This window comes from Acinetobacter sp. GN11 (genome assembly GCF_054823985.1).
This window is the reverse complement of record NZ_JRVL01000081.1, coordinates 1-21,776: the sequence shown is the minus strand read 5'-3', so window position 1 is coordinate 21,776 and position 21,776 is coordinate 1. Positions and strand designations below refer to the sequence as shown.

Annotated in this window: 14 protein-coding genes; 4 read left to right on the top strand and 10 right to left on the bottom strand. The window is 40.8% G+C overall.

All coding sequences use genetic code 11. The annotated features are described in order from the left end of the window. Window positions 1-116: 116 nt before the first annotated feature. From NL42_RS08860 to NL42_RS08820, 9 genes are all read right to left on the bottom strand, one after another. Window positions 117-1,508 (bottom strand): AAA family ATPase, encoded by a 1,392-nt coding sequence (locus tag NL42_RS08860; protein WP_461312492.1) that lies wholly within the window; start codon window positions 1,506-1,508, stop codon window positions 117-119. Window positions 1,509-1,531: 23 nt separating this feature from the next. Next, on the bottom strand, window positions 1,532-3,034 hold the full coding sequence (locus NL42_RS08855; protein ID WP_461312491.1) for a UvrD-helicase domain-containing protein: 1,503 nt from the start codon (window positions 3,032-3,034) through the stop codon (window positions 1,532-1,534). Between the two features lie 9 nt (window positions 3,035-3,043). After that, window positions 3,044-3,817: a bifunctional phosphoribosyl-AMP cyclohydrolase/phosphoribosyl-ATP diphosphatase HisIE gene (gene hisIE, locus NL42_RS08850; protein ID WP_461312490.1), complete on the bottom strand. Its 774-nt coding sequence runs from the start codon at window positions 3,815-3,817 to the stop codon at window positions 3,044-3,046. A gap of 174 nt (window positions 3,818-3,991) precedes the next feature. Continuing rightward, on the bottom strand, window positions 3,992-4,378 hold the full coding sequence (locus NL42_RS08845) for a VOC family protein (protein WP_461312489.1): 387 nt from the start codon (window positions 4,376-4,378) through the stop codon (window positions 3,992-3,994). 26 nt (window positions 4,379-4,404) lie between these two features. Beyond that, window positions 4,405-5,718: an FAD-dependent oxidoreductase gene (locus tag NL42_RS08840; RefSeq protein WP_461312488.1), complete on the bottom strand. Its 1,314-nt coding sequence runs from the start codon at window positions 5,716-5,718 to the stop codon at window positions 4,405-4,407. 122 nt (window positions 5,719-5,840) lie between these two features. Continuing rightward, window positions 5,841-7,460: an ABC1 kinase family protein gene (locus NL42_RS08835; protein WP_461312487.1), complete on the bottom strand. Its 1,620-nt coding sequence runs from the start codon at window positions 7,458-7,460 to the stop codon at window positions 5,841-5,843. Between the two features lie 12 nt (window positions 7,461-7,472). After that, window positions 7,473-8,141 (bottom strand): ubiquinone biosynthesis accessory factor UbiJ, encoded by a 669-nt coding sequence (locus tag NL42_RS08830; RefSeq protein ID WP_461312486.1) that lies wholly within the window; start codon window positions 8,139-8,141, stop codon window positions 7,473-7,475. A gap of 11 nt (window positions 8,142-8,152) precedes the next feature. Continuing rightward, window positions 8,153-9,100 (bottom strand): bifunctional demethylmenaquinone methyltransferase/2-methoxy-6-polyprenyl-1,4-benzoquinol methylase UbiE, encoded by a 948-nt coding sequence (gene ubiE / locus NL42_RS08825; RefSeq protein ID WP_016139421.1) that lies wholly within the window; start codon window positions 9,098-9,100, stop codon window positions 8,153-8,155. 147 nt (window positions 9,101-9,247) lie between these two features. After that, window positions 9,248-9,955 (bottom strand): FFLEELY motif protein, encoded by a 708-nt coding sequence (locus tag NL42_RS08820; RefSeq protein ID WP_461312485.1) that lies wholly within the window; start codon window positions 9,953-9,955, stop codon window positions 9,248-9,250. Between the two features lie 209 nt (window positions 9,956-10,164). On the opposite strand from NL42_RS08820, the gene pap reads away from it, so the two are divergent. Next, window positions 10,165-11,583, top strand: coding sequence for a polyphosphate:AMP phosphotransferase (pap, locus tag NL42_RS08815; protein WP_461312484.1), 1,419 nt, complete (start codon window positions 10,165-10,167; stop codon window positions 11,581-11,583). A 22-nt stretch (window positions 11,584-11,605) separates the two neighbouring features. On the opposite strand, the gene NL42_RS08810 is transcribed toward pap, so the two are convergent. Continuing rightward, window positions 11,606-12,112: a hypothetical protein gene (locus tag NL42_RS08810; protein ID WP_461312483.1), complete on the bottom strand. Its 507-nt coding sequence runs from the start codon at window positions 12,110-12,112 to the stop codon at window positions 11,606-11,608. Window positions 12,113-12,281: 169 nt separating this feature from the next. Between NL42_RS08810 and NL42_RS08805 the strand changes: the two genes are divergently transcribed. The 3 genes from NL42_RS08805 to recD all read left to right on the top strand — a co-directional run bounded on the left by NL42_RS08805 (window position 12,282) and on the right by recD (window position 21,479). Further along, window positions 12,282-15,917, top strand: a complete 3,636-nt coding sequence (locus NL42_RS08805) for an exodeoxyribonuclease V subunit gamma (RefSeq protein WP_461312482.1) — start codon at window positions 12,282-12,284, stop codon at window positions 15,915-15,917. Between the two features lie 3 nt (window positions 15,918-15,920). Continuing rightward, entirely contained in the window at window positions 15,921-19,619 is a 3,699-nt protein-coding gene (locus NL42_RS08800; RefSeq protein ID WP_461312481.1) for a UvrD-helicase domain-containing protein, read from the top strand. Between the two features lie 108 nt (window positions 19,620-19,727). Then, a complete protein-coding gene (gene recD, locus NL42_RS08795) occupies window positions 19,728-21,479 on the top strand; it encodes an exodeoxyribonuclease V subunit alpha (protein WP_461312480.1) in 1,752 nt (583 codons plus the stop codon). Window positions 21,480-21,776: the final 297 nt, after the last annotated feature.

Sequence of the window (21,776 nt, the reverse complement as noted above, 5' to 3'; positions counted from 1 at the left end):
GTTATTACATGTAGTAACAACATCTAGTTATTTTTGAAGCTAAAAAATCTGACTCAACCATATATTTTGTGGCCCTGCTTTTTAATTTTCAAAACAGAGTCGATTGATTATAAAATTTAAACAGAAGGACTTTCTTCTGGTGTGTCTCCTGCATGAATCATGCGTAGCAATTCATTTTTTTGTTGTTCATTTAAACCCTGAATCTGCTGAAATAAAATATCAACCTGTGCAGGAGAGGGAGTCGGGTCTATTAAGCTTGGAAGTTGTGTTTCTATATGTGGAACTAATGCCTCGCTTCTTTGGAGTAATGTATAGATGTGTTCAAGCTGTTGTTTGGTGGTATTTAAATCAAGATGGCTAATTTTACCATGCTCTAATTTTAAACACTGATAGGCTGAGGCATGTTCTAGTAACTCTTCACGGCTTCCAGTTGCAATAATTTGTAAGCGTGGGAATGCTTGATGGAGTTTGTTTAAAATTTCTGAACAATGCTGTGCGTCAAGTTGTGCATCAATTTGATCAATTAGTAAAATTCCTTCACCTTCTAGGCAAGGATTTAGGCTTAACGGATTGAGTAAACAGAGCCTGCGGGCAATATCGCCTACTAAAGCAATCCATGTTTTTGTGGTGTTGGAAAGTTGCTGAAAAGGTAGGGTTTGGCCATCATAGTCAGCCATGAGTTGAAGCCTAGGCTGATATTGCAAATATAAGTCTTTGAGCTCGGGCAAAACAATATTTAATGCATTTTTAAGTGCGTAGAGATTAGGTGAAGTGAGCTGTTGAGGCTGCCCAGCTAACTCTTTTTGAAGTTCATTTAATAGTTCTGTCTGATCTTGTAAATCTGATTGCTTAGAGATAATACGTTGTACGAGATGCGCAGCTTGAGCATTTTCGATATCACTAATTTCACGTAACCATTCAAAAAAACGCGTGAAGGTTGTGAACGGAACTGGACTAATATCATAGGCTGAAATGGCTTGAGTAATGCCGGGTAAGTTTTTATTGAGTAGATTAATATCATTTACAAATCGCTCGGCTGGGTAGTAAGCGACTAAGGGCAATCCTTGTAACGGATCTTTTTTGATAACTTGTTGATAAAGAGCCGTAGTCTGGTCAAGTTGCTGAGTTTCAACTTGGCTGATTCCAAAGCCACTTGAATTTAGAGTTTTAAAAAGTTTCCAGCTACACAGCGAAGAATCTACCTCTTGAGCAGAGGTACTTTCAGGTAAAGAGCCAATTTCTGGTGGGACCTGAACGGTTACTTCGATTTTTGATTGTAGACGCGATTGAGTAATGTCTTGGTCAGGCATAACAATACCGGGGCTACGTAAATCTTTAAAACGGGCTGGGAACCAAGTTAAAGCATGGTAAGTATGTTTGAGTAACATACTTTTACCCGTTGCTTGTTCACCTAAAATTAAGGTAATCGGCTGTTTTTCATATTGAAACTGTATTTTAAGATCGTGAAACAGAGCAATATGTTTAAATTGGATAGATTCAAGTTGCATAGGCTCACCTAATTATGAGCGCTTCAACCAACCGATTGACGAAGACTTAAAGGCGCCCTTAGTTTTAATTGTTGTATCAGATCATAAAGATGATGGATATTTAGACTTACTTTAGCACGAGTACAGGCAACGTAAAGTAATCTTAACTCTTCATCTGTAATCTTGTGTTCTAAGCCATTAATTTTAAATTGATAGTCATCTTCAATATGAACACGGTTCCATTCTAACCCTTTCGCTTTATGAGCTGTGGAGATGACATAATCAGCTTGCTCAAGCGGAGTAATCTTTGCAAGTGCTTTTTTTAGTGGGTCAGTGCCGTGATCATCAACCAGTTTAACCAATGGTTTGATATCGCTTCCTTCATTGGTTTCACAGTACTCATGTACATCGTGCCATGAGTTAAACCACGCCAATTCAGGAACGTCAGTAACTCGTTTGCCTTGCTTTAAGAGGCTTGCGGCGTCTACAAAACGGTTTAGTTTTTGATGATCCGCCTGCAAACTCACTTTATCGCCGTGAACTAAGCCTGCCAGTAAAAGTTCCATTGCACGAGCATTGGTGCGGCATAAAATCGCATCACGCATTTTGGTATGCGGTTTATTCACTACACTTGATTTCTGGTTTGGATTACCAAGCAAGGGAACAGTTTCATTTAAACCACCAAGCAGTGCATTGGCTACATCGGCAATCGTTTCGCCAAAACGAAAAGAAGTGGTTAATCGAGATTCCGGCAAGGGCAATTGTTGCATGGCATTAATTGCACCACGCCAAGCGTAGATTTGTTGATGTGCATCACCGACATAAATAACTTGAGTATTTTTTTGGCGAAGCAAAATGCCTAGCATTAGAGGGTCAGCATCTTGTGCTTCATCAAACAATACATAGTCAGTAGGAATGTTTGGCTCAGACAATGCCCAAAGTTTGAGATAAATGTCATGCCCAATACCAGCTTGATGGTTTTGGTCAATCGATTCTAACCAACGTCGTTCCACAGCAGGGTAAAGGTGATTTTGTAATTCGATAATATCGTCTTGATGCAACCAGTTGGGTGCCTGAATATGTCGAGGTGCCGGATATTGAGAGCTCGTTGAACAGAAGTAACCCACCGCATTTGCGACAAGACTTGCTAGTCGGCTTGGCATTAAGACATATTTCTCGTAACGCCCACCCATCATGCGTCGTAAAGTAATCGGCTCTAGTCGATATTCTTTAGCAATAAAACTTGGACTTAAGCGCGGTAGACGTAATTTGTCAGTTACGCCACGTGGCACGCTACGAAAAGCAAGTGAGTGAAAAGTACGGCAGTCGACATTGCGATGAAATTTGTTTTGGGCTTCACCAGCAATCGCTTTATTAAATGCCAAATACATACCGCGCCGCTCAGGCATGGCATCGCTAATCATTTGTAAAGTAGTAGTTTTACCTGTACCTGCATAGGCAATCACTTTAAATGATTGCCCAAGACGTGCGTTGTCTATGGCAATCGCTTGCTCATAGGTGGCTTTAGGTTTTTCAATATTCGACACTGAGTGATTTTATACCTTGTTGCGGTTAGCTTTTTCAACTAAACCAGATAAACCCTGACGACGGGCCAATTCTTCAATAATAAGTTGTGGATTAAGATCGAAATAACCCAACATGACAATAGTATGGAACCACAAATCTGCTGTTTCATAAACGAGATCGTTTAAGTGTGCTTCTGAATCTTGGGCGGCAAAATCTTTAGCAGCAATAATTGCTTCTACACTTTCTTCACCTACTTTTTCTAAGATTTTATTGATGCCTTTTTTGTAGAGGCTTGCAACATATGAAGTATCAGCTTCAGCTTGCTTACGCTCTTGCATCAATTGCCCTAAGTGAGCAAGTACATCGACTTGTTCTGTGGTGTGAGCATGATTGTGTGCTTCAGTTTTAGCTTTGTCACCATAAATTGCAGTAGGGTCTTTTAACTGTGCATCGACAATTTCCCAGCCTTGTGGGGTAAGTTTACGGTAGAAACAAGACTCACGACCTGTATGGCATGCAATACCGCCGTGCTGTTCAATTTGTAAGACAATGACATCGGCATCGCAGTCCAGACGAATTTCATAAACTGTTTGGAAATGTCCTGATTCTTCACCCTTGTGCCAAAGTTTTTGGCGAGAGCGAGAGAAATAAACAGCCTGATTTTTTTCTGCTGTGAGCGCGAGTGCTTCACGGTTCATCCACGCCACCATCAAAATACGTCCGGTTTGATGATGTTGAGCAATGGCAGGGATAAGACCTTGTTCGTTAAATTTTACTTCATCGAGCCATTGCGTGTTATTCATGAGGAATCACCAAAGAAATATGAACTATAAATTGATTTCAATCAGATGCTAAAAAATAGCTTGTATAGTGTACGGCATCAACGTCGCTTTGCGGAAAAATTCTTTGCGCTTTTTGTCTTTGTCAGAGTAATGAACATCTTGTAACGCTTACCAGTCGGTATCTTATTCAAATGGCTAAGACGTGAGGATATTTGAAATCTCAATTAAATTTTGATCTGGATCGCGAATATAAACTGAAAGAATAGGATGCATTGCACCCGTACGTTCAACGGGTCCTTCTTCAATTGTAATATTTAATTGATTAAGGTGCGCAATCACTTCGGAAATGGGAGTTTCTGAAATAAAACATAGGTCAGCAGATCCGGGAGTCGGCTGTAATGCCTTAGGTTCAAACTCGTTACCTTGCTGGTGTAAATTTATTTTTTGATTTCCGAACTGTAGAGCCTTTCTATCACCTTTAAAGGTGATGACCTTAAACCCCAGCACGGTTTGGTAGAAATTACAGGTGTTTTCAATGTCTGCAACAGTTAAAACAAGATGATCAAGATGGCTAATTTTCATGTGTTACTCACTATCATTTGGTGGGGTTAATAGTCAGACAAAGATTCACTTTTTAAATGAAACGCACGGCTTTCTTTAGGTGCTTGTGCGATTTGATCATAATCAATTTGCTGGAATGGACCAGTCTTTAAGCCCGAAATCGTGATTGCCATTTCCTTTCGAAAATAAGGAATTTGATACATCCAAGGAAAAACAAGATCTCTTAAGCCTCCAGCCCACCAATGGTCAGATTGATAAAGGGGCGTTAATAGGCGACTAAAAAATTGATAAAACTGGGTGGATGAGCGCCGAAGCTGGTGGTAATGCTGCCAGAGCAGGGGCCAGTCAATATTCTGGTTCTTCTTGGCTTGTTGCAATGACTGGGAAAAAGCCCAAGCGTCCAATAAAGCCATATTTGCACCTTGCCCCAACTGTGGACTCATTGCATGAGCTGCATCTCCAATCACACCAATTCTGCCTTGACCAAATTGAGTCATAACTACATCACGGTAGTTTGCAGATAGCCATTTAGGTTGCGTTTGACTGTCATATAAAATCTCTTTTAGCCATTCTGCAACTTTGGGCCAACGCTCTGACACTTGCTTTAACCAAGTTTGTTTAGCTTGCTCATCTTGCAAGAAGCTTTGTAATTGTGGAGTAGGTAAACTCCAGAAGATACTTGAAAGGCGCTGCTTAGGTTCTGTTGGAATCGCTCCTGTAGGAAGAATTCCCATCATAATCTTCGAGCGATCATAAAATTGATGCAGAATTTCAGAATCGAGTACTTGGCACTCAGGTACGATACTCCACGCCGCACCCCAAGGGTAGGCTTGGTCAACCTTTACCCATGCTTTGGGGCGTAATTGGCTACGCGCACCGTTGGCAATAAGTACGGCATCAAAACGAGCATCAAACTTTTGACTTTGATGAATTCCGAATAGTCGAACTTCATCATTATGTTCTTCAAAGCTTTCAACAGAATGGTTCATGCGCCAAGTAATCTGGCTTGAATATTCACTAAGTTTTTGGGTGAGAACATGACATAAAGTAGAACGGTGAATACCTAAACCATAAAGATTTGTTGAAGCTTCATGATAGTGACTGTTAACTAAAAGACGCTTGTTGGGAAGTTGCCCCTCTAGCCCCGTTACTGTGGCTCCTAATGTTAGAGCCTTATCGAGCACACCTAAATGTTCAAATACTGCTAAGCCCGCAGGTTGTAGTAATAAACCTGCACCTACTGGAGATAACTCATCAACTTGTTCAAAAATAGTAACGTTATTACCTTCACGGGCGAGCAAAATCGCAGTGGCTAAACCTGCAGTACCTGCACCAATAATGGCAAAATGAGGTGTTTTCATTGTTTGTTCTTTTCAAGCATTTATGAGCGCTAATTTAGCAATGAACGAATAAGCGATCTATATTTTTTAAAAATTAAAGTTAGCCATAAAAAAATCCCTTGCACTTACAAGGGATTTAGAAGTTATTTCAATATACGCCAAAGAGCCAATAAACTGCTTAGCACAATTAAAATAATAGAAACAAACCAAGGACTAATAATCGCGATGGTAAGTAAAATTAGCATGCTACTGCCGAACATCCAGCTGCGGCGTTGTTGATGTTCCATTTGCAAACGAAGTTGCTGCATTTCGCGTAACTGACGGTCTTGCCAAGCAGACTGATTTTTTAAACCATTTAAACTATCGACAATTAAGCTTGGGAAATCTTGAGCACCTAAAAGCAGGTCAGGTAGTTGCTGTCCTAACTCTTTTATATTTTTGACTGGATTCATGTTGGCCTTGACCCATTCAGTCAAAATTGGTTTTGCCAATTTCCAGATGTCGAGCTGCGGGTAAAGATCGGTCCCTAGGCCTTCGACATGCACTAAAGTCTTTAACAACAACATGAGTTGTGGTGGAATCTCTAAATGGAATCGACGGGCAATATCCATCACTTGAATCAAGATGCCAGCAAAATCAAGTTGATCCATTGGTTTAGATACCATTGGACCAACGGTGCGACGCATTTCACGCGATAGCGCATCTTGGTCTGTACCCGGTGGAATCCAGCCAGCTTGATGCACAATTTGAATGAGCTGCATAAAGTTGCTGTTCATTACAGCAAGCAACATGCGGGCAATGGTCATCTGGTCATGCTTAGACAACTCGCCCATAATTGCACAGTCGAGTGCAATAAAGCGTGGATTGCTTGGGTTAATTGTTTCTACAAAGACATTGCCGGGGTGCATGTCGGCATGGAAAAAGTTATCGCGGAATACTTGCGTAAAGAAAATGGTTAATCCTTTTTCTGCAAGTTGTGCACGGTCCATGCCTAGACGGTCGAAAGTCGCCGTATCTGAAATAGGAACACCTGTAATACGCTCTGCCACCATGACATCTTTGGTGTCCATGTAGACTTCAGGCACATACATCATGGTTGAGCCAGTAAAATAATGGCGCATACGACGAGTGTTATCTGCTTCGATACTCAAGTCCAGCTCATTTAAGATAATCTGGCGGTAGTCTTGAATAATTTCAGAGAGATGTAAGGCACGAGCAGCTTCAAGGCGACTTTCTAGTGTGTTGCCTAACCATGCCAAAATCTCAAAGTCTTGCAAAATTTGGTTGCGAATGTCGGGGCGAGTCACTTTAACAACAACTTCTCGACCATCGTGTAAAGCAGCAGTATGAACTTGTGCAATTGAAGCAGCTGCTAATGGCTGGTCATCAAATCGTGCAAACAAGGTATTTACGTCAGCTTTTAACGATTCTTGTATACGTTGTTTGGCAACATTGATATCAAACGGTTTTACCTGATCTTGAAGTAAGACCAATTGAGCAAGTATTTCAGGTGGAATCAAATCACGTCGAGTTGACAGTAATTGTCCAAGCTTAATTGCGAGCGGCCCCATCTCTTCTAAAGCTTCTTTGAGCTTTAAAGGATTTTTACGTTCGCGACTAGACCATGCAGCTGGGTGCATTTTAATAACACTTAATGCACGTTGAGCTTTAACTGGTAATTCATCCGCAGGGAACAACGTATCGAGTCTATAGTGCGCTGCAATACGCCAAAGTTCGAGTAACCGTGAAACGTGCGGAATCATATACAGTCTTACCTAGTATTGAGAGGGTTGTAGTTGTGTGTTGAGTTGCTGCAATCTTGCTTCTAGACGGTCAATGTCTTGATTAAGCTTGCGAGTTGCTTGAGTTAAATCATCCATTTCCCAACGAGGGGCAAATAGACCGCTATCTTCTTTTAATGCATCTTCTGCAAAAAATAGATGACTTTGAAGAGAGCGTTTTAAATGTTTTGGTGCAAGTTGAATCTTGCCAATTTCGTGGGCGAGTTGAGGACCTACCCATCTTGATAAGTGCGCAGCTAAATCTGGTTCAGCTTGCTGCATAATCTTTTGAATATCTTGTAGTAGGTGGTAGTCACCTTGCAATGGAATATTGCCAATCTGATCTGGATCGCTGACCAATAATTTAATCAGTTCGACGACATCTTTAACATGCAAAGTTGCTGTTGCTTCAGAAATTTTGAATTGCGCATCAAAAGGGCGTTGTTCAAAAATAGAAGGCTTTTCACTGTGCCCTGTTGCAGTAGGTTCAAGACGTACTTTTTCTTGGTCAAAGAATACATCGACAGAAAGTTGCGGGCTATCAATCACAACACGCAACATTTTGCCCTGTAACTGATTAAGCTGAATGCGCGTAACCGCATCCAGATCGATCAGATGATGAATGATACGTTCGACTGCACCGAGTGCCAGAATCGACCACATATCGTTATCCCTTACAGTTTAAAGCCACGGTGAACGGCAACGATACCAGCAGTAAGGTTGTGATAGTCACAGTTCTGGAAGCCAGCATTTTCCATCATACCTTTTAAGGTACGTTGGTCTGGATGCATACGAATTGATTCAGCCAAATATTTATAACTTTCTGAATCATTGGCAACCAACTTACCCATAATTGGTAACGCAGTGAATGAATAGAGGTCATAAAGTTTTGAAAATGGCTCAAATACAGGCTTAGAAAACTCAAGAATAAGTAAACGACCACCTGGCTTCAACACACGGAACATAGATGCAAGCGCTGCATCTTTATCAGTCACGTTACGTAGGCCAAAACTAATGGTGAGTAGATCAAAGCTGTTATCTGCAAAAGGTTCTAATGTTTCTGCATTGGCAAGTACGAAGTCAACATTTGTACAGCCTGCGTCAATTAGACGGTCACGGCCCACATTGAGCATAGATTCGTTAATGTCTGAAAGAACGACATGACCTTGAGGACCAACTTCACGGCTGAATACTTTTGCTAAGTCGCCTGTACCACCCGCAATATCCAATACGTGTTGACCACGGCGTACGCCAGACATGTTAATTGCGAAGCGTTTCCATAGACGGTGAATACCAAATGACATTAAGTCATTCATCAAGTCATATTTACTTGCAACCGAGTGGAATACTTCTGCAACTTTTTGAGCTTTATCTTCAGTTTTAACAGTCGAGAAACCAAAGTGTGTGGTTTCTCCCACGTTGCCAGTATTGCTAGCACCACGTGGTAAATTATATTTTGGTACAGAACCGTTAACCGGTGTATCAGTTAGGGTTTGTTGTAAAGTTTGTTGTTGCCCTTGAGGGGTACCTTGCGGTAAAGGTGAGCTTAGGAATGGGCTAACTTTGTCTGAACTTTGTGCCTGCTCAGTTGGAGATGTTGGCTTTTGGTTTTCGTTAGACATATTGTCTCTCCTAGACTCAAACTCAAGTGAAACGGAATAAGTTCTGCATGATGACAGATTTTGTCTATTTTTACAGGCATCATCATGCAAATATAATGAATAAAATCTCAACTTCGTAAGGTTGATTTTTTCTCTGTGCCGACCTTATCACACTCTAAACGGATTCGGATGCCCTGAATGTACATTTTCAATAATCTGGCGTTCTTTTTCAGTAAAAGTCTTGATAAAGTTCTCGGCTGATTTTAACGGTTTCATTGCGCTAAAACCATCTTGGATAAAATCATACATCAATTCGAAATGATATTTTTGGGCAATACCTTTACACATTTTAAAAGCCGTAAACATCATAAATGAGCGCATATATTTATCTAGTGCTGCGCCTAAATCATCAAGAAGAGCAAGTTGTTGATAACGCGCTTCTGCCTGATCAAGTTTGGTTAGCGTTAAACGCATAATCTCATCGGTTAACACTGTATCTGCTGGATAATCCTCAAGAAGCTGTATCGCTACTTGTTCATCAAGCTGAGTGGCAAGCACAGCCAAACTTACCGATTTAGTTCCAGTTTTAATTGCATTTTCAGGCAATACTTTTTCTGCTTTATGAGCATATTTCAATAAGCGTTCAATTTGAGCTGCAAGAGCATCAAACTCTGGACCACCATATAAACGATTTAAAAAATACTCTGACATGAGTTTGTGTTCAGGCAGATTAAAAAAGTCGTGATGCGTATCTTTCATCCGCTCTTTTAGCCATGTTTGTACATCTTGCAAACGCTGGGCAAGCACTGGATTGTCGTGATAATTAAATGTTTTATATTGTTGTAAAAGTTCATCAAAAGCAGCGAGTTTAGACATTTAAGGCTCTAATATTGGGCTATTTGCAAAAAATCATAAAAGGCATTGTAACCTTGTACTATGGCGAGAAGATGTAAAAAAAATGATTCATGCGTCAATTTTTAGATGGAATTTTGTCGCAATGACATAATTTGTATAGCAATTCATCATTTAACCGCATAAGTTAAAGATCATCGAAATTAAACAATAAAATATTAGAGCCTTGGACTATGAGTGAACAACAACCAAAATTTGAAATTCGAGATGAAGAACTGCTTTCAGTTGACTTGATTGAAGCCCAATATGCGTTAAAAGAAAGTCGGGGAAAGCCCAATGCTAAAAGCACGCTGATTTTAATGAGTGGTATTGAGCTGGCAGGTAAAGGGGAAGCGGTTAAGCAGCTTCGCGAGTGGTTAGACCCTAGATATTTGCGAGTAAAAGCAGATGCGCCACGTGTGCTCACAGATACAGAAGCATTTTGGCAATCTTATTCGGGTTTTATTCCTACCGAAGGTCAAATTGTGGTGATGTTTGGCAATTGGTATAGCGATTTGCTCGTCACAGCAACGCATGTATCTGAACCTTTAGATGAGGCGCGATTTGATGCTTACGTAGAAAATATGCGGGCATTTGAGCAAGATTTGAAAAATAACTATGTCGATGTGGTTAAAGTCTGGTTCGATCTTCCATGGAAATCACTACAAAAACGGTTAGACAAAATTGACCCGTCTGAGCAACACTGGCATAAGCTTCACGGCTTAGACTGGCGTAATAAAAAACAATATGACACTTTGCAAAAGTTACGCCGTCGCTTTACCGACGATTGGTACATTATTGATGGTGAAGATGAAAACCAGCGTGATCAGTTTTTTGCTCAGTACCTTTTACAACACATGCGCCAACTTCCTGATCATGAAACCGAAGTTAAAGGAAAATGGCAGCAGGCTAAAATTCCAGAGAGTTTATTAAAACCTTCTAATGAACCACTTGATAAAGCCGAATATAAAAAAGAGCTCGATAAATTAAGCAAAAAAATTGCTGATGCCATGCGTTTCGATAAACGAAATGTCGTCATTGCTTTTGAGGGAATGGATGCTGCCGGTAAAGGTGGAGCAATTAAGCGAATTGTTAAAAACTTAGACCCGCGCGAATATGATATTCATTGTATTGGCGCTCCTGAACGGTACGAGGCACGACATCCTTATTTATGGCGTTTCTGGAACCGTATTAATGAGGCTGAAAAAATCACGATCTTTGATCGGACTTGGTATGGGCGAGTGCTCGTTGAACGTGTTGAAGGTTTTGCTTCGCCTTTAGAGTGGCAGCGTGCCTATGATGAAATAAATCGTTTTGAAAAAGATTTATTTGATAGTCAAACGATTGTAGTGAAAATTTGGCTGGCAATTAGCAAAGATGAGCAAGAACAACGTTTTAAAGCCAGAGAAGAGACACCGCATAAACGTTTTAAAATTACCGCAGAAGATTGGCGTAATCGTGATAAGTGGGATGATTATTTAAAAGCAGCTGCAGATATGTTTGAGAGAACCAGTACCGACTACGCACCTTGGTATGTTGTTGCAACTGATGATAAATATACGGCACGTTTAGAAGTATTAAGGGCGGTTTTAAAACAGCTGAGAGCAGATTAAGCTCTCAGCCATAACGCATGCATTAATTTACAATGGTGCTACGATCTTTTTGCTGAATACGTTTTGCAAGATTGTAACTGTCATGCATGTGAGTTTCTGCTATTTTTTTCATCATGAAATAGCCTAAACTTGCTGCTACAATTTGTCCGCCTAGCGGTATAAATTTAGTCACCTGCTTTGTTACGATTTTGCCAAAAAAGCCATTAAATGTTTTTTTAACGGTAGTCCGTGCGACCACAAAGCCTGAAAATTCAAAACCGCGTTTGCGTAATTCATCCCAATGAATTGTTTTGGTTTTTGGATCATAGACACTCACGTGTTCAGGTGCTAAACCAAAACGGGAATTGATATCTGGAATAAGGTACGACAAAATTCCCAAATCTATCACCACGTCTAAAAAAGGAATGGGTACAATTGCCGCTCCTGCTGAGACGTAAGCTCTTTTTTTGATGAGGTCATGACACTCATCGCGAATTTTTTCCAGATTTAGGCTAGGATCAATATAGTCAGGAATGTTATCAATTTTCATAATGTCTACCTGTGTAAGTTTCTTGATGGCGTCATTCAAACCAAGTGTAAGTGACACCTAAAGTTAAATTATGCTGTGTTTAAACCAACGTGACATAGTCAGATTCAGTTGTATAGTAATGAATGTTTATGATTTTGTGCATAAATTATGCAAGCAGGATATGAAATAAATGGGGATTCATGTTATTCAAAGTCAACGTATTGATGTGTTGTTGCAAGGTGTATTAGCGTCTACCTCGCAAACTTCAACGCATCCGTTACAGGTTTTGAAAACACAGCATTTTGTTGTTCCAAGTCCTGCGGTTGAGCAGTGGCTAATACAGAAACTTGCAGAACAGCAAGGCATGAGTGCCAATTACCAGTTTCATCAACGGGTACGAGGTTTCCAGTGGTATGCCTATCAGCAAGTTTTAACTGCCCATAAAGAACAGGTCCGTAAAGCGAACATTCCACGTTTAATTTTTAAATGGCGGGTTCATCAGGCTTTGTATGAATTTATACAACCTGATGCAATTAGCATAGATACCTCACATCCTCTCCATTCTATTGTTCAGCGCATTTATGACAGCGCAGACCGACTTGAGCAAGGTATAGATAAACAATTAAAAAAACAGAAAATGCTGTATTGGGTGGCTGAGCAGGTTGCCGACCTATTTAGCAACTATATGATTTATCGTGGGCAATGCCAGCGTGGTTGTGAAAATAGCTGTACGTGTCCGGAAAACTGGTTGGCTGCTTGGGGGCAAGGGCGAGCGCTCGATATTGAAAAATATATTGTGCAAAAAGATGAAGAAGTGACTGCTTTTGTATTGCATCAAACTCAAGAGCTAGAACGTTGGCAGCGGTGGTTGTGGCAGCAACATTTTCATGATGACTTTTTACAGATGCAGCAAATTGATGCGTTGTTTTGGCAAGAAATCGAACATCCAGATCGCGGTAAGCGCGCTATTTCAAGCTTACCTCATCAGGTAGTGATCTTTACATTATTGGATTTACCGCCAAGCCAATTACAGTTCTTACGTCGTTTAGGGCAATATATTGATGTACTAATTTTGCACTATAATCCTTCACAAGAATATTGGGCAGATAGTGTCGATCCACTGTGGAAACAGCGGTATGACTTAGGGGTGAAAGAGCGCTTTATTGCGAAAAATCCGAAGGCAACTGATACTGAAATTAGCGATTTCTTTAATAAATTCACACTTAATTTTAATGCTGAAGCGCGAGAGTCCAGACATCCGCTTTTAACGAGATTGGGTAAACAAGCCCGCGACCACTTTTCACTATTATCAAATTTATCTACGGGTGAAGAGGGTAAATGGGTAGATGCTTTTGTGGATGATTTCCCTGAAAGTTTACTCGGTAAAGTTCAGTCCGATATCTTGCATTTGGTGGAACCCCAAGCTAAGCAATATGAGCTTGCTTCAGACGATGACTCTATTCAGATCCATGTTTGCCATTCTACTTTACGTCAGCTTGAAGTATTAAAAGAGCAATTGATTGGTTGGTTGGCCAAAGCACATGAGCAGCCGCGTCGTCCAAATGATATTTTAGTTTTAGTTCCTAATTTGGCTGACATAGAACCTTTAATTCGGAGTGTATTTCCCGCCACTGCCACAGAGCAGGGTGTGCATTTACCAGTGAAAATTTCAGGTGTTGCATCGCTCGATGCACTGAATGCATGGCGTGCTGTGATTGGGCGTATTCAGCTAATGCAAGGACGTTTTAGCTTTGATGATTTTGCTGACTGGTTAAGCTTGCATGCGACTCAGCAACGATACGAACTTGAATATGTTCAGGTTGAACGAATTTTAAATTTACTGGCCGATGCAGGGTTTAAACGAGGGCTAGATGCAGAGCATCTCAAGCGCAGTTTGTGTGAAGGTGATGATGATTACCGATATAGCTTTAAATTTGCTTTAGAGCGATTGGCTCTTGGCATTGCTGTACCTGTGCATGCGACATTTAATCAGGTGCTGAGTTATGCCAAAGTTCAACCAGGTGATTTTGAATTGGTGGGTACACTCATTCAGATTTATCAAGATTTGAATGAGCGCCGTGATTGGTTAACTTTGCATGAACAGGGGCAAGTTTATACAGTTGAATATTGGCTCCAAGTGTTGGGTAAAGATATTGTCGAATTTGAGCAGGTTGGGATTGCTGCTTTAAAAGCTGTTCGGGAAATCGTAAAAAAACAAGAGCGAATGTTGACGCTCGCAAGCTATTACGCAGAGACAGAAACAGGAACTTTGCGCAAAATTACGTTGCCTCTACCTTATATTATTGAAGAAATTCAACGGACCTTAGAAAGCCAAAGTGCACAAGCGGAACCGACTGGGCAGATTACCTTTGCTCAAATTGGACATATTCGGCCGCTCCCTTATCGCTTAATGGTGATGTTAAATCTTGATGCAGGGCAATTCCCAAACCGTGATACACATGTTCCATTTGATTTAATGGATGCATTGCGCCAACAGTTAGGAGACCGTTCTCGTCTTGAAGATGATCAGGGTGCTTTTTTAGATGCATTATTATTAGCCCAAGAAAATTTATGGCTGTTTTATAACGGATTTGATGTGAATGATGGTGAGGTGAGGGAACCTTCCAGTATTCTTCAAGAGTTCCGTGAACACCTTGCTTTGATTGTAAAAGCCGAAGACGATGTACCTGAAAATGTAGTTGTTGAAGGGATTGAGATTCCAGCTCAGTTAAAACAACTGTATCACCTCCATCATTTACAGCCCTTCGATCCGAAAGGTTTTACTGTAGAAAAAAGTGTCGTTCGTTATCAAGATCATTGGTTTAAGGTTGCTTCACAAATTCAGCAAGTCTCAGGAAACCGTCAACCTTGGGCAAATACAACCTATCCGCTACAAGCCCCTGATATGTTGGTTTTAGATAGCCAGCAATGGATACAGGATGTGACATTCCCCGCACGACTATATTTGAAAACTTTGGGTGTCGAAAACTTAGGAAGTGTCGGACTGCTCGACCAAAATGAACCCTTGTTACTAGATGGTTTAGGGCGTTATGCAATTCGACATTTTTTACAGCAATCTGATCAACAAGCACAACCTGAGGTATTAATTGATCAATTGCCTGTAGGCAAAGTCAAATATAGCGCATGGCAACAAGGTGTTTTTGAACAAGAATGCTTGCTTGAACGCCTTCACCATTATGCGCCAGCGGTAACTGAAACGACCCAGCGAGTTTGGCGAATTGCCAAACAGCTTCATATGAATATTACTGTTCCAAAGTCTGAAAATCAGGATTGGGTCAGTATGGAGCCTTCAAGCGCTCGGGCAAAAAGACGTGCGAAAGTCTGGTTAGAATACCTACTCTGGTTAGCTTATCTTAATGAGGGAAGTGCAGGAGCTGAAAAACGCCGTATTGTAGTTTTTAGCGATCAAACCGTGATTTGTAGTGGAGTAAGTTCTGAACAGGCTCGGCAATATTTACAACCATGGTTTAAAATCTGGCATCATGCACAGCAACAACCCTTGGTTCTACCAGCAGCCTTATTATTAAAACCATTAGAAAAAGCCAAAGCATATCAGTGGGAAACAACAAATCAGGCAGAAAAAGCAAAACTGGATGAGAAGAGCTATGCTGAGCTGTTAAAATACTGGAATGAAACAGGGTCATTTACCACGATGGATATGACTCAAAATGAGGCTTGCAAGTTGCACAAAGATTGGAGCTTTATTTTACAAGAACAAGATGCACAAGCTTTACTTCAACATGCTTGTGATGAGTTTGCGTATGATTTGTATCATCCAGTTTTTCAATTTCAACATTCGGAGTAAGACATGAACTCAAGAGTACAGGTGTCTTATCAACCTATTATTGATATTGATTTTAGTGGATTACACTTAATTGAAGCTTCAGCAGGTACAGGAAAAACTTATACTTTATCGAGCTTGATGGTCCGTATTTTTCTTGAAAAGTACTTGCCTCGACAAGTGATTGCGACCACGTTTACCCGTGCTGCCGCTGCCGAGTTAAAAAGCCGTATTCGTGCCCGCTTGGTTGAAACGTATCGTTATTTAGATGCTAAACGCAGTTTTACAGAACATGAATTACTTATGCAGGCCGAGCAAGAGCCTGATTTGTTACTCCAACATATTTTAAAAAGCTTTGCGACGCGTATTGCCTATGCGTGTGAGCGTTTAAAATTAGTTATAGATCAGTTCGATGAGCTATTTGTAGGGACACTCGATAGCTTCAGCCAAAAACTATTACGTGAGTTTGCCTTTGAGAGTGGCAAAATTGAACGCGCTCAAATTACCGATGATGCCAAAACCTATAGCCGGCAACTCATTCATGATGTACTACGTGAATGGATACAGTCTCAGCCTCAAACTGTAATTGATGCTTTGTATCTGGCAGGTGAACTTAAGAGTGTTGATAGTTTTGTCAAACTCGTCGAAGACTCACTTAATTTTAGTTCTGCTCATTTTAAACTTCCCGAAAAACCTACCATTCAGTTTGAACAACTTGCACAGCTCAAACAGTTAGCCACAGAAATTGACTTAAGCCTTTTAGAGCACTATTACCAGCTCGATGGCGAACACTATAAGCATGTGAGCGGTACGGTATTTCGAAACGGCGCTTTTAATAAACTATTTAGTGAATGTTTACCGCAGCTACTGCAAGTTTTAACGCAAAGCGACAGTATTTTAGTTTTTGATGGGTCGCTATCAGCACAGCGTGAGCTTGTTTTTAAGTTTTTAGGTCAAATTGCTGATCAGAAAGTTTTTAAAAAATGTCCGGCAGAAGTTTCGGATGGGTTTTATCAGCACACTACAGTTCAGCAGATCCAGCAACTCTTTGGTGTATTGAAAAACTACGCCGAACAGTTCGACCAGCTTCATATTTATTTGAAGGCTTATTTGTGTGTCGAAGTTAAAAAACGACTACCGCAGGTTTTACAAAATAAAGGCGAAACGACCTTTTCTCAGCAAATCCGTACACTGTCTGATGCTTTAAAGGGCGAGCAGGGGCAACGTTTTGCAGTATTTGTTCAGGCGCGCTATCCCTTAATTTTGGTCGATGAGTTTCAGGACACTAACCAAGATCAAGACGACATGCTCGCCAGTATTTGGCGCCATCCGCAGCGTTATCAAAAAGGCTGCATGATTATGGTGGGTGACCGAAAACAGGCAATTTACGGTTTTCGTGGAGGGGATATGCTCACCTTCTTAAATGCCTATAAAGATATTCAAGCTAAACACGGCCGCGAATATAAGTTAATTCATAACCATCGTTCCGTTGCTGATCTGGTTGAAGTGGTCGATGCCTTATTTCAACGACAAATTGATTTCGGCGAAGAGGTTCAATATGACCCAATTCGAGCAGGAACTCGGCCTCATCCAGTACTGATTGAGCAGAACAATCATAATCCTCATCCTTTACGCTGGCTCCTGCTCAAAGATAAAGAAACAGAGACTCAGCAAGTTGCTTGGAAGATTCGAGATCTACTCAACCAGTCACATGCTGGACAACTATATTTTCAAAAAGATGCTCAGACCCAAACCTTAAATGAAGATGATATTGCGGTATTGTCTCGTAATCATGATGGGCTTGATAAAGTTCAATTTGAGCTAGAGCGTTTAGGAATTCGGGTTAACAGGCCATCAAAACGAAGTGTTTTCGATTGCACGATTGCTCAAGATGTTGGTGCTTTGTTGACTGCTATACTTCATCCTTACGATGAGGCAAAAGTGAAGCGAGCTTTAATTAGCCGTCTATTTGCCATGGATTTAAAACAACTCTTACAGCTTGAGCAGACAGCCGAAGGGTTAAGCCAGTTTATGACTGGTTTTGATAGCATTAGAGAGTTGTGGTCCGCTCAAGGCTTTTTAGTAGCGTGGCAGCAATGTCTCATCCAATTTGATATATGGCAAAATTTGGTCGCTGCCCAAAGTAAAGATAATGAACGGGTTGTGGTGAACTTGCGTCATTTAACTGAAATTTTGAGTCAGCACAGTGAGAAATACTCAGGCGCGCAAAACCTCTATCACTGGTATCTTAAACAGTTGGGTTCTCCTCTTGATCGTGATTGGGAGTTAGAACGTAAATTGTCGAGTGAAGCTGGTGTTCAGCTCATGACAATTCACCAGTCAAAAGGACTGGAATTTAAGATTGTTTTCTTATTAGGTGCAGACAAGCCCTTTCGAGAAAATAACAAAACTCTGAATTTTTCGACACAAGATGTAGTTCAACCAGACTCAAGCCAGACCTTGACTCAACGTGTAGTTGCGATTGCTGATAAAACTTATTTGAATGAAGTTGAACTTAAGCAACACGAAGAACGAGCGCTTGCTGAACAGAATCGCCTTTGGTATGTCGCTTTAACGCGAGCAAGTCACCGCGTCTATGCACTTTTACAAGATATAGACGGTAAATCAGTATCAGGCCTCGCGTTTTGGAAAAATAGGACTGAGCCTTTTCAACACCGTTGCTGCACGGATGAAATGGTTTTGGAGCAGATTCCACAGGCAATTCATTTAGCCAAACAAACAAGTATTATTGAAATACAAGCACAACGGTTTCCTGAACAACGTTTTTATTCAAGAGGGAAAACCAGTTTCAGTTACTTGGCACAGCATTTAAAACATAAGGCTGGCACAGATTTATTGGCGAGTCAGAGCAATGATGCTGTATTGGCAGAAGATGAGTTGGACTTAATCAACACTGCTGAAGTAATCAGTGCTCAGCCGATTGATTGGATCAAGAGCAATTTCCCTCGAGGAACGCTTGCTGGTAATTTCCTACATGAAATATTTGAGCATATCGATTTTCAATGTTCAGATGACTGGGTAAGTGAAATACGTCGTCGTTTTAAAAATGATTATAGTAGTCTTTGGCAAGATTTACTTAATAAATATATAGAGAGCTTCCCAGAGCAAGAAGATGCTGAGAATCTGCTTTACCAGTCAGTTGCAGAGTGGCTGAAAGATGTCTTGCGAACACCGCTTTATCAAGGTTTTCGACTAAATCAGCTCCAACAAGAACAGCATTTGTCAGAATTTCCTTTTTATTTGGCTTTGTCAGATCGGGTTCTAGCGATGACACGTGTTCAGCAACTCTTTGCTGAGTATGGTTTGAATATGCCTGAATTACTTGAAGCTCGTTCGGCACGCTATCTCAATGGTTCTATCGATTTGGTTTATTTTGATGGGCAGCGTTACCACATTGCCGATTATAAAAGTAATTATTTAGGGGATGATCTTGCAGATTATCGTAGCGATAGCATTGCTCAAAGTATGTCTTTAGCAAGTTATTGGCTACAGGCAGGTCTATATCTCGTTGCATTACATCGCTATTTGCAAGTCAAAATGCAGGATTACCAAATTGAGCAACACTTGGGCGGGGCAACTTATCTTTATTTACGTGGCATGAATGGTGAAGCTGAGCAGGGCTATTATTACTGGCAGCCTAGCATTGAGTTTATTCTGCGTCTTGATGCCATTTTAGGGTATTTTGCTGAGGATAAAATTGCATGAAAAATGCTGATAAAGTATGTAATTTTAATATTAACAAATATTTGGCATGTGGATAAACCTGTCTACAACCATGTGGACAAGCGTGTGGAAAACTAGGTGGATAAGTGTGTGGACAATATAAATAGCTCTGAACAATCCGATTTAAGCTGGTTAACAACGTGGAGTAACTTCTTAAATCAGGCTCCATTTACTGAGCAATCACAAGTGCCAGAAGCCACTTCTTACTTGCAGCAGCTTATTGAAGCGAGCTTACAAGGCGATAGCTGTATCGATGTCAGTTCTGAGCAAATTGCAGCACTTGGTCAGCTTGCTATATCTGCCGATCAAGCAACCTCAAATGTTGCCCCATGCGTCTATGATGAGCAGGGGTTGGCATTATACCGATATTGGCACCTAGAGCAACGACTTGCAGAACAAATTTGTCGATTAAAGCAACAATTAATTCAACCAGTATCTTGTGAAGACTATATAAGCCTCCTCACAGACCCGCATCAACAGGCAGCTTTACAAATGGTTGCTCGGCAGAGCCTGAGTATTATTACGGGTGGGCCAGGTACGGGTAAGACCTACACGCTTGCACGTATTATTGCAGTGCTTAGCCAAGCAATTCCGAATATTCGTGTGGCGATGGCTGCTCCAACAGGTAAAGCCGCACAGCGCATGCAAGAGGCCTTACAGAACTCGTTTAATGACCCTAAATTGCTTGAGTCTGGATTAGTGAGTGAAGAACTAAGGAATCAAGGAACACAAACAATTCACCGATTATTGGGGATGGGACATAGCCAAACACCACGGTTTAATCAAAAACAGCCACTTCCTTATGACGTGATTGTTGTGGATGAGGCTTCCATGCTGGATTTAAATCTGGCTACTCTTCTATTTGAGGCTGTGCCAGAGTCTTGTCGAATTATTTTATTAGGAGATGCAAATCAGCTCGCTTCCGTTGATGTAGGTGCAGTACTTGCTGACTTGCAACAAATACAGGCATTGGCTGACAACAGAGTACAATTACAAACCAGTCGCCGTTTTGCGGAAGGGGCGTTAATTGGGCAGGTGGCACGTTTTATTCAAATGCAAACCAGTCAGATCAATCATGAGCAGGTTTTGCAGCGGTTTGAAATTGATATTGTTGAGGTTGCTGAATTAAAGCCTATAGTTTTACAAAGTGACATGCCAGATGTGGTTCAGCTTGAGTATTTGCCAGAAGGGAATCACGCAGAAGTTGAAATTTATTATCAGAAGCTCATGCTCGGTTTCCAAGGATATGTAAAAAGCCTAAAAAATTATTTAAAAGATGAACGCTCGATTGAACAGGTCCAAAACGTAGTAAAAGCATTTGATGACTACCGCATTTTAACGGCTGTTCGTCATGGTCCATTTGGGTTGCAGCAGTTAAATCAATATGCGCAGCGTTGGATACAGCAACAGTTATCAATAGTTACCGCTGGGGGATGGTATGTCGGCCGTCCGGTAATGATGACTTATAACGACTATCAACTTGGTATTTCAAATGGTGACATTGGTTTGTGTTTTGAACATAGAACTCAGCCTCAGCAGTTTGAAGTATATTTTCCAAGTTTGAATAAATGGGTCGCTGCAAATCGATTACCTAAAAGTATTCAAAGTGCATTCGCTTTAACGATTCATAAATCGCAAGGGTCTGAATTTACACACACTGCTGTCGTTCTAGATCAGGCTGCAAAGAATTTATTAAGCCAAGAGCTTATTTACACTGCGATTACACGCGCTAAAAAAGTAGTAAGTCTTTTGGTTCATCCCGAAGCTTTACTACAGTCTTTTACAGTTCGTACGACACGGAAAAGTGGTTTAGTTCAGAAAGTTAATCGGTTAGTTCGTTAAGCCAAACTTAATATTTTCACCCTTGTAAGAAAAAGCTTACATAGATTCGAGATATTTGCTGCTAGAGTACACCCCACGTTTTTGAGATTATAAACGCACAAAGAGCTTGGCAAGGAATGTCGGGCAAAATCGCACAATAATAATAGCTTAAGTCGAGAGACTGCGAACTTACAATGACGTAGGTGTATAAAGAGGAAACTTACAGCCGCTAAGCCTTGTAGTTTTGGGAGAGACTACAGGGCTTTTTTATATTCTCAATTTTATTTACTTCTAAACAATGATTATAAAAGTTCTGAT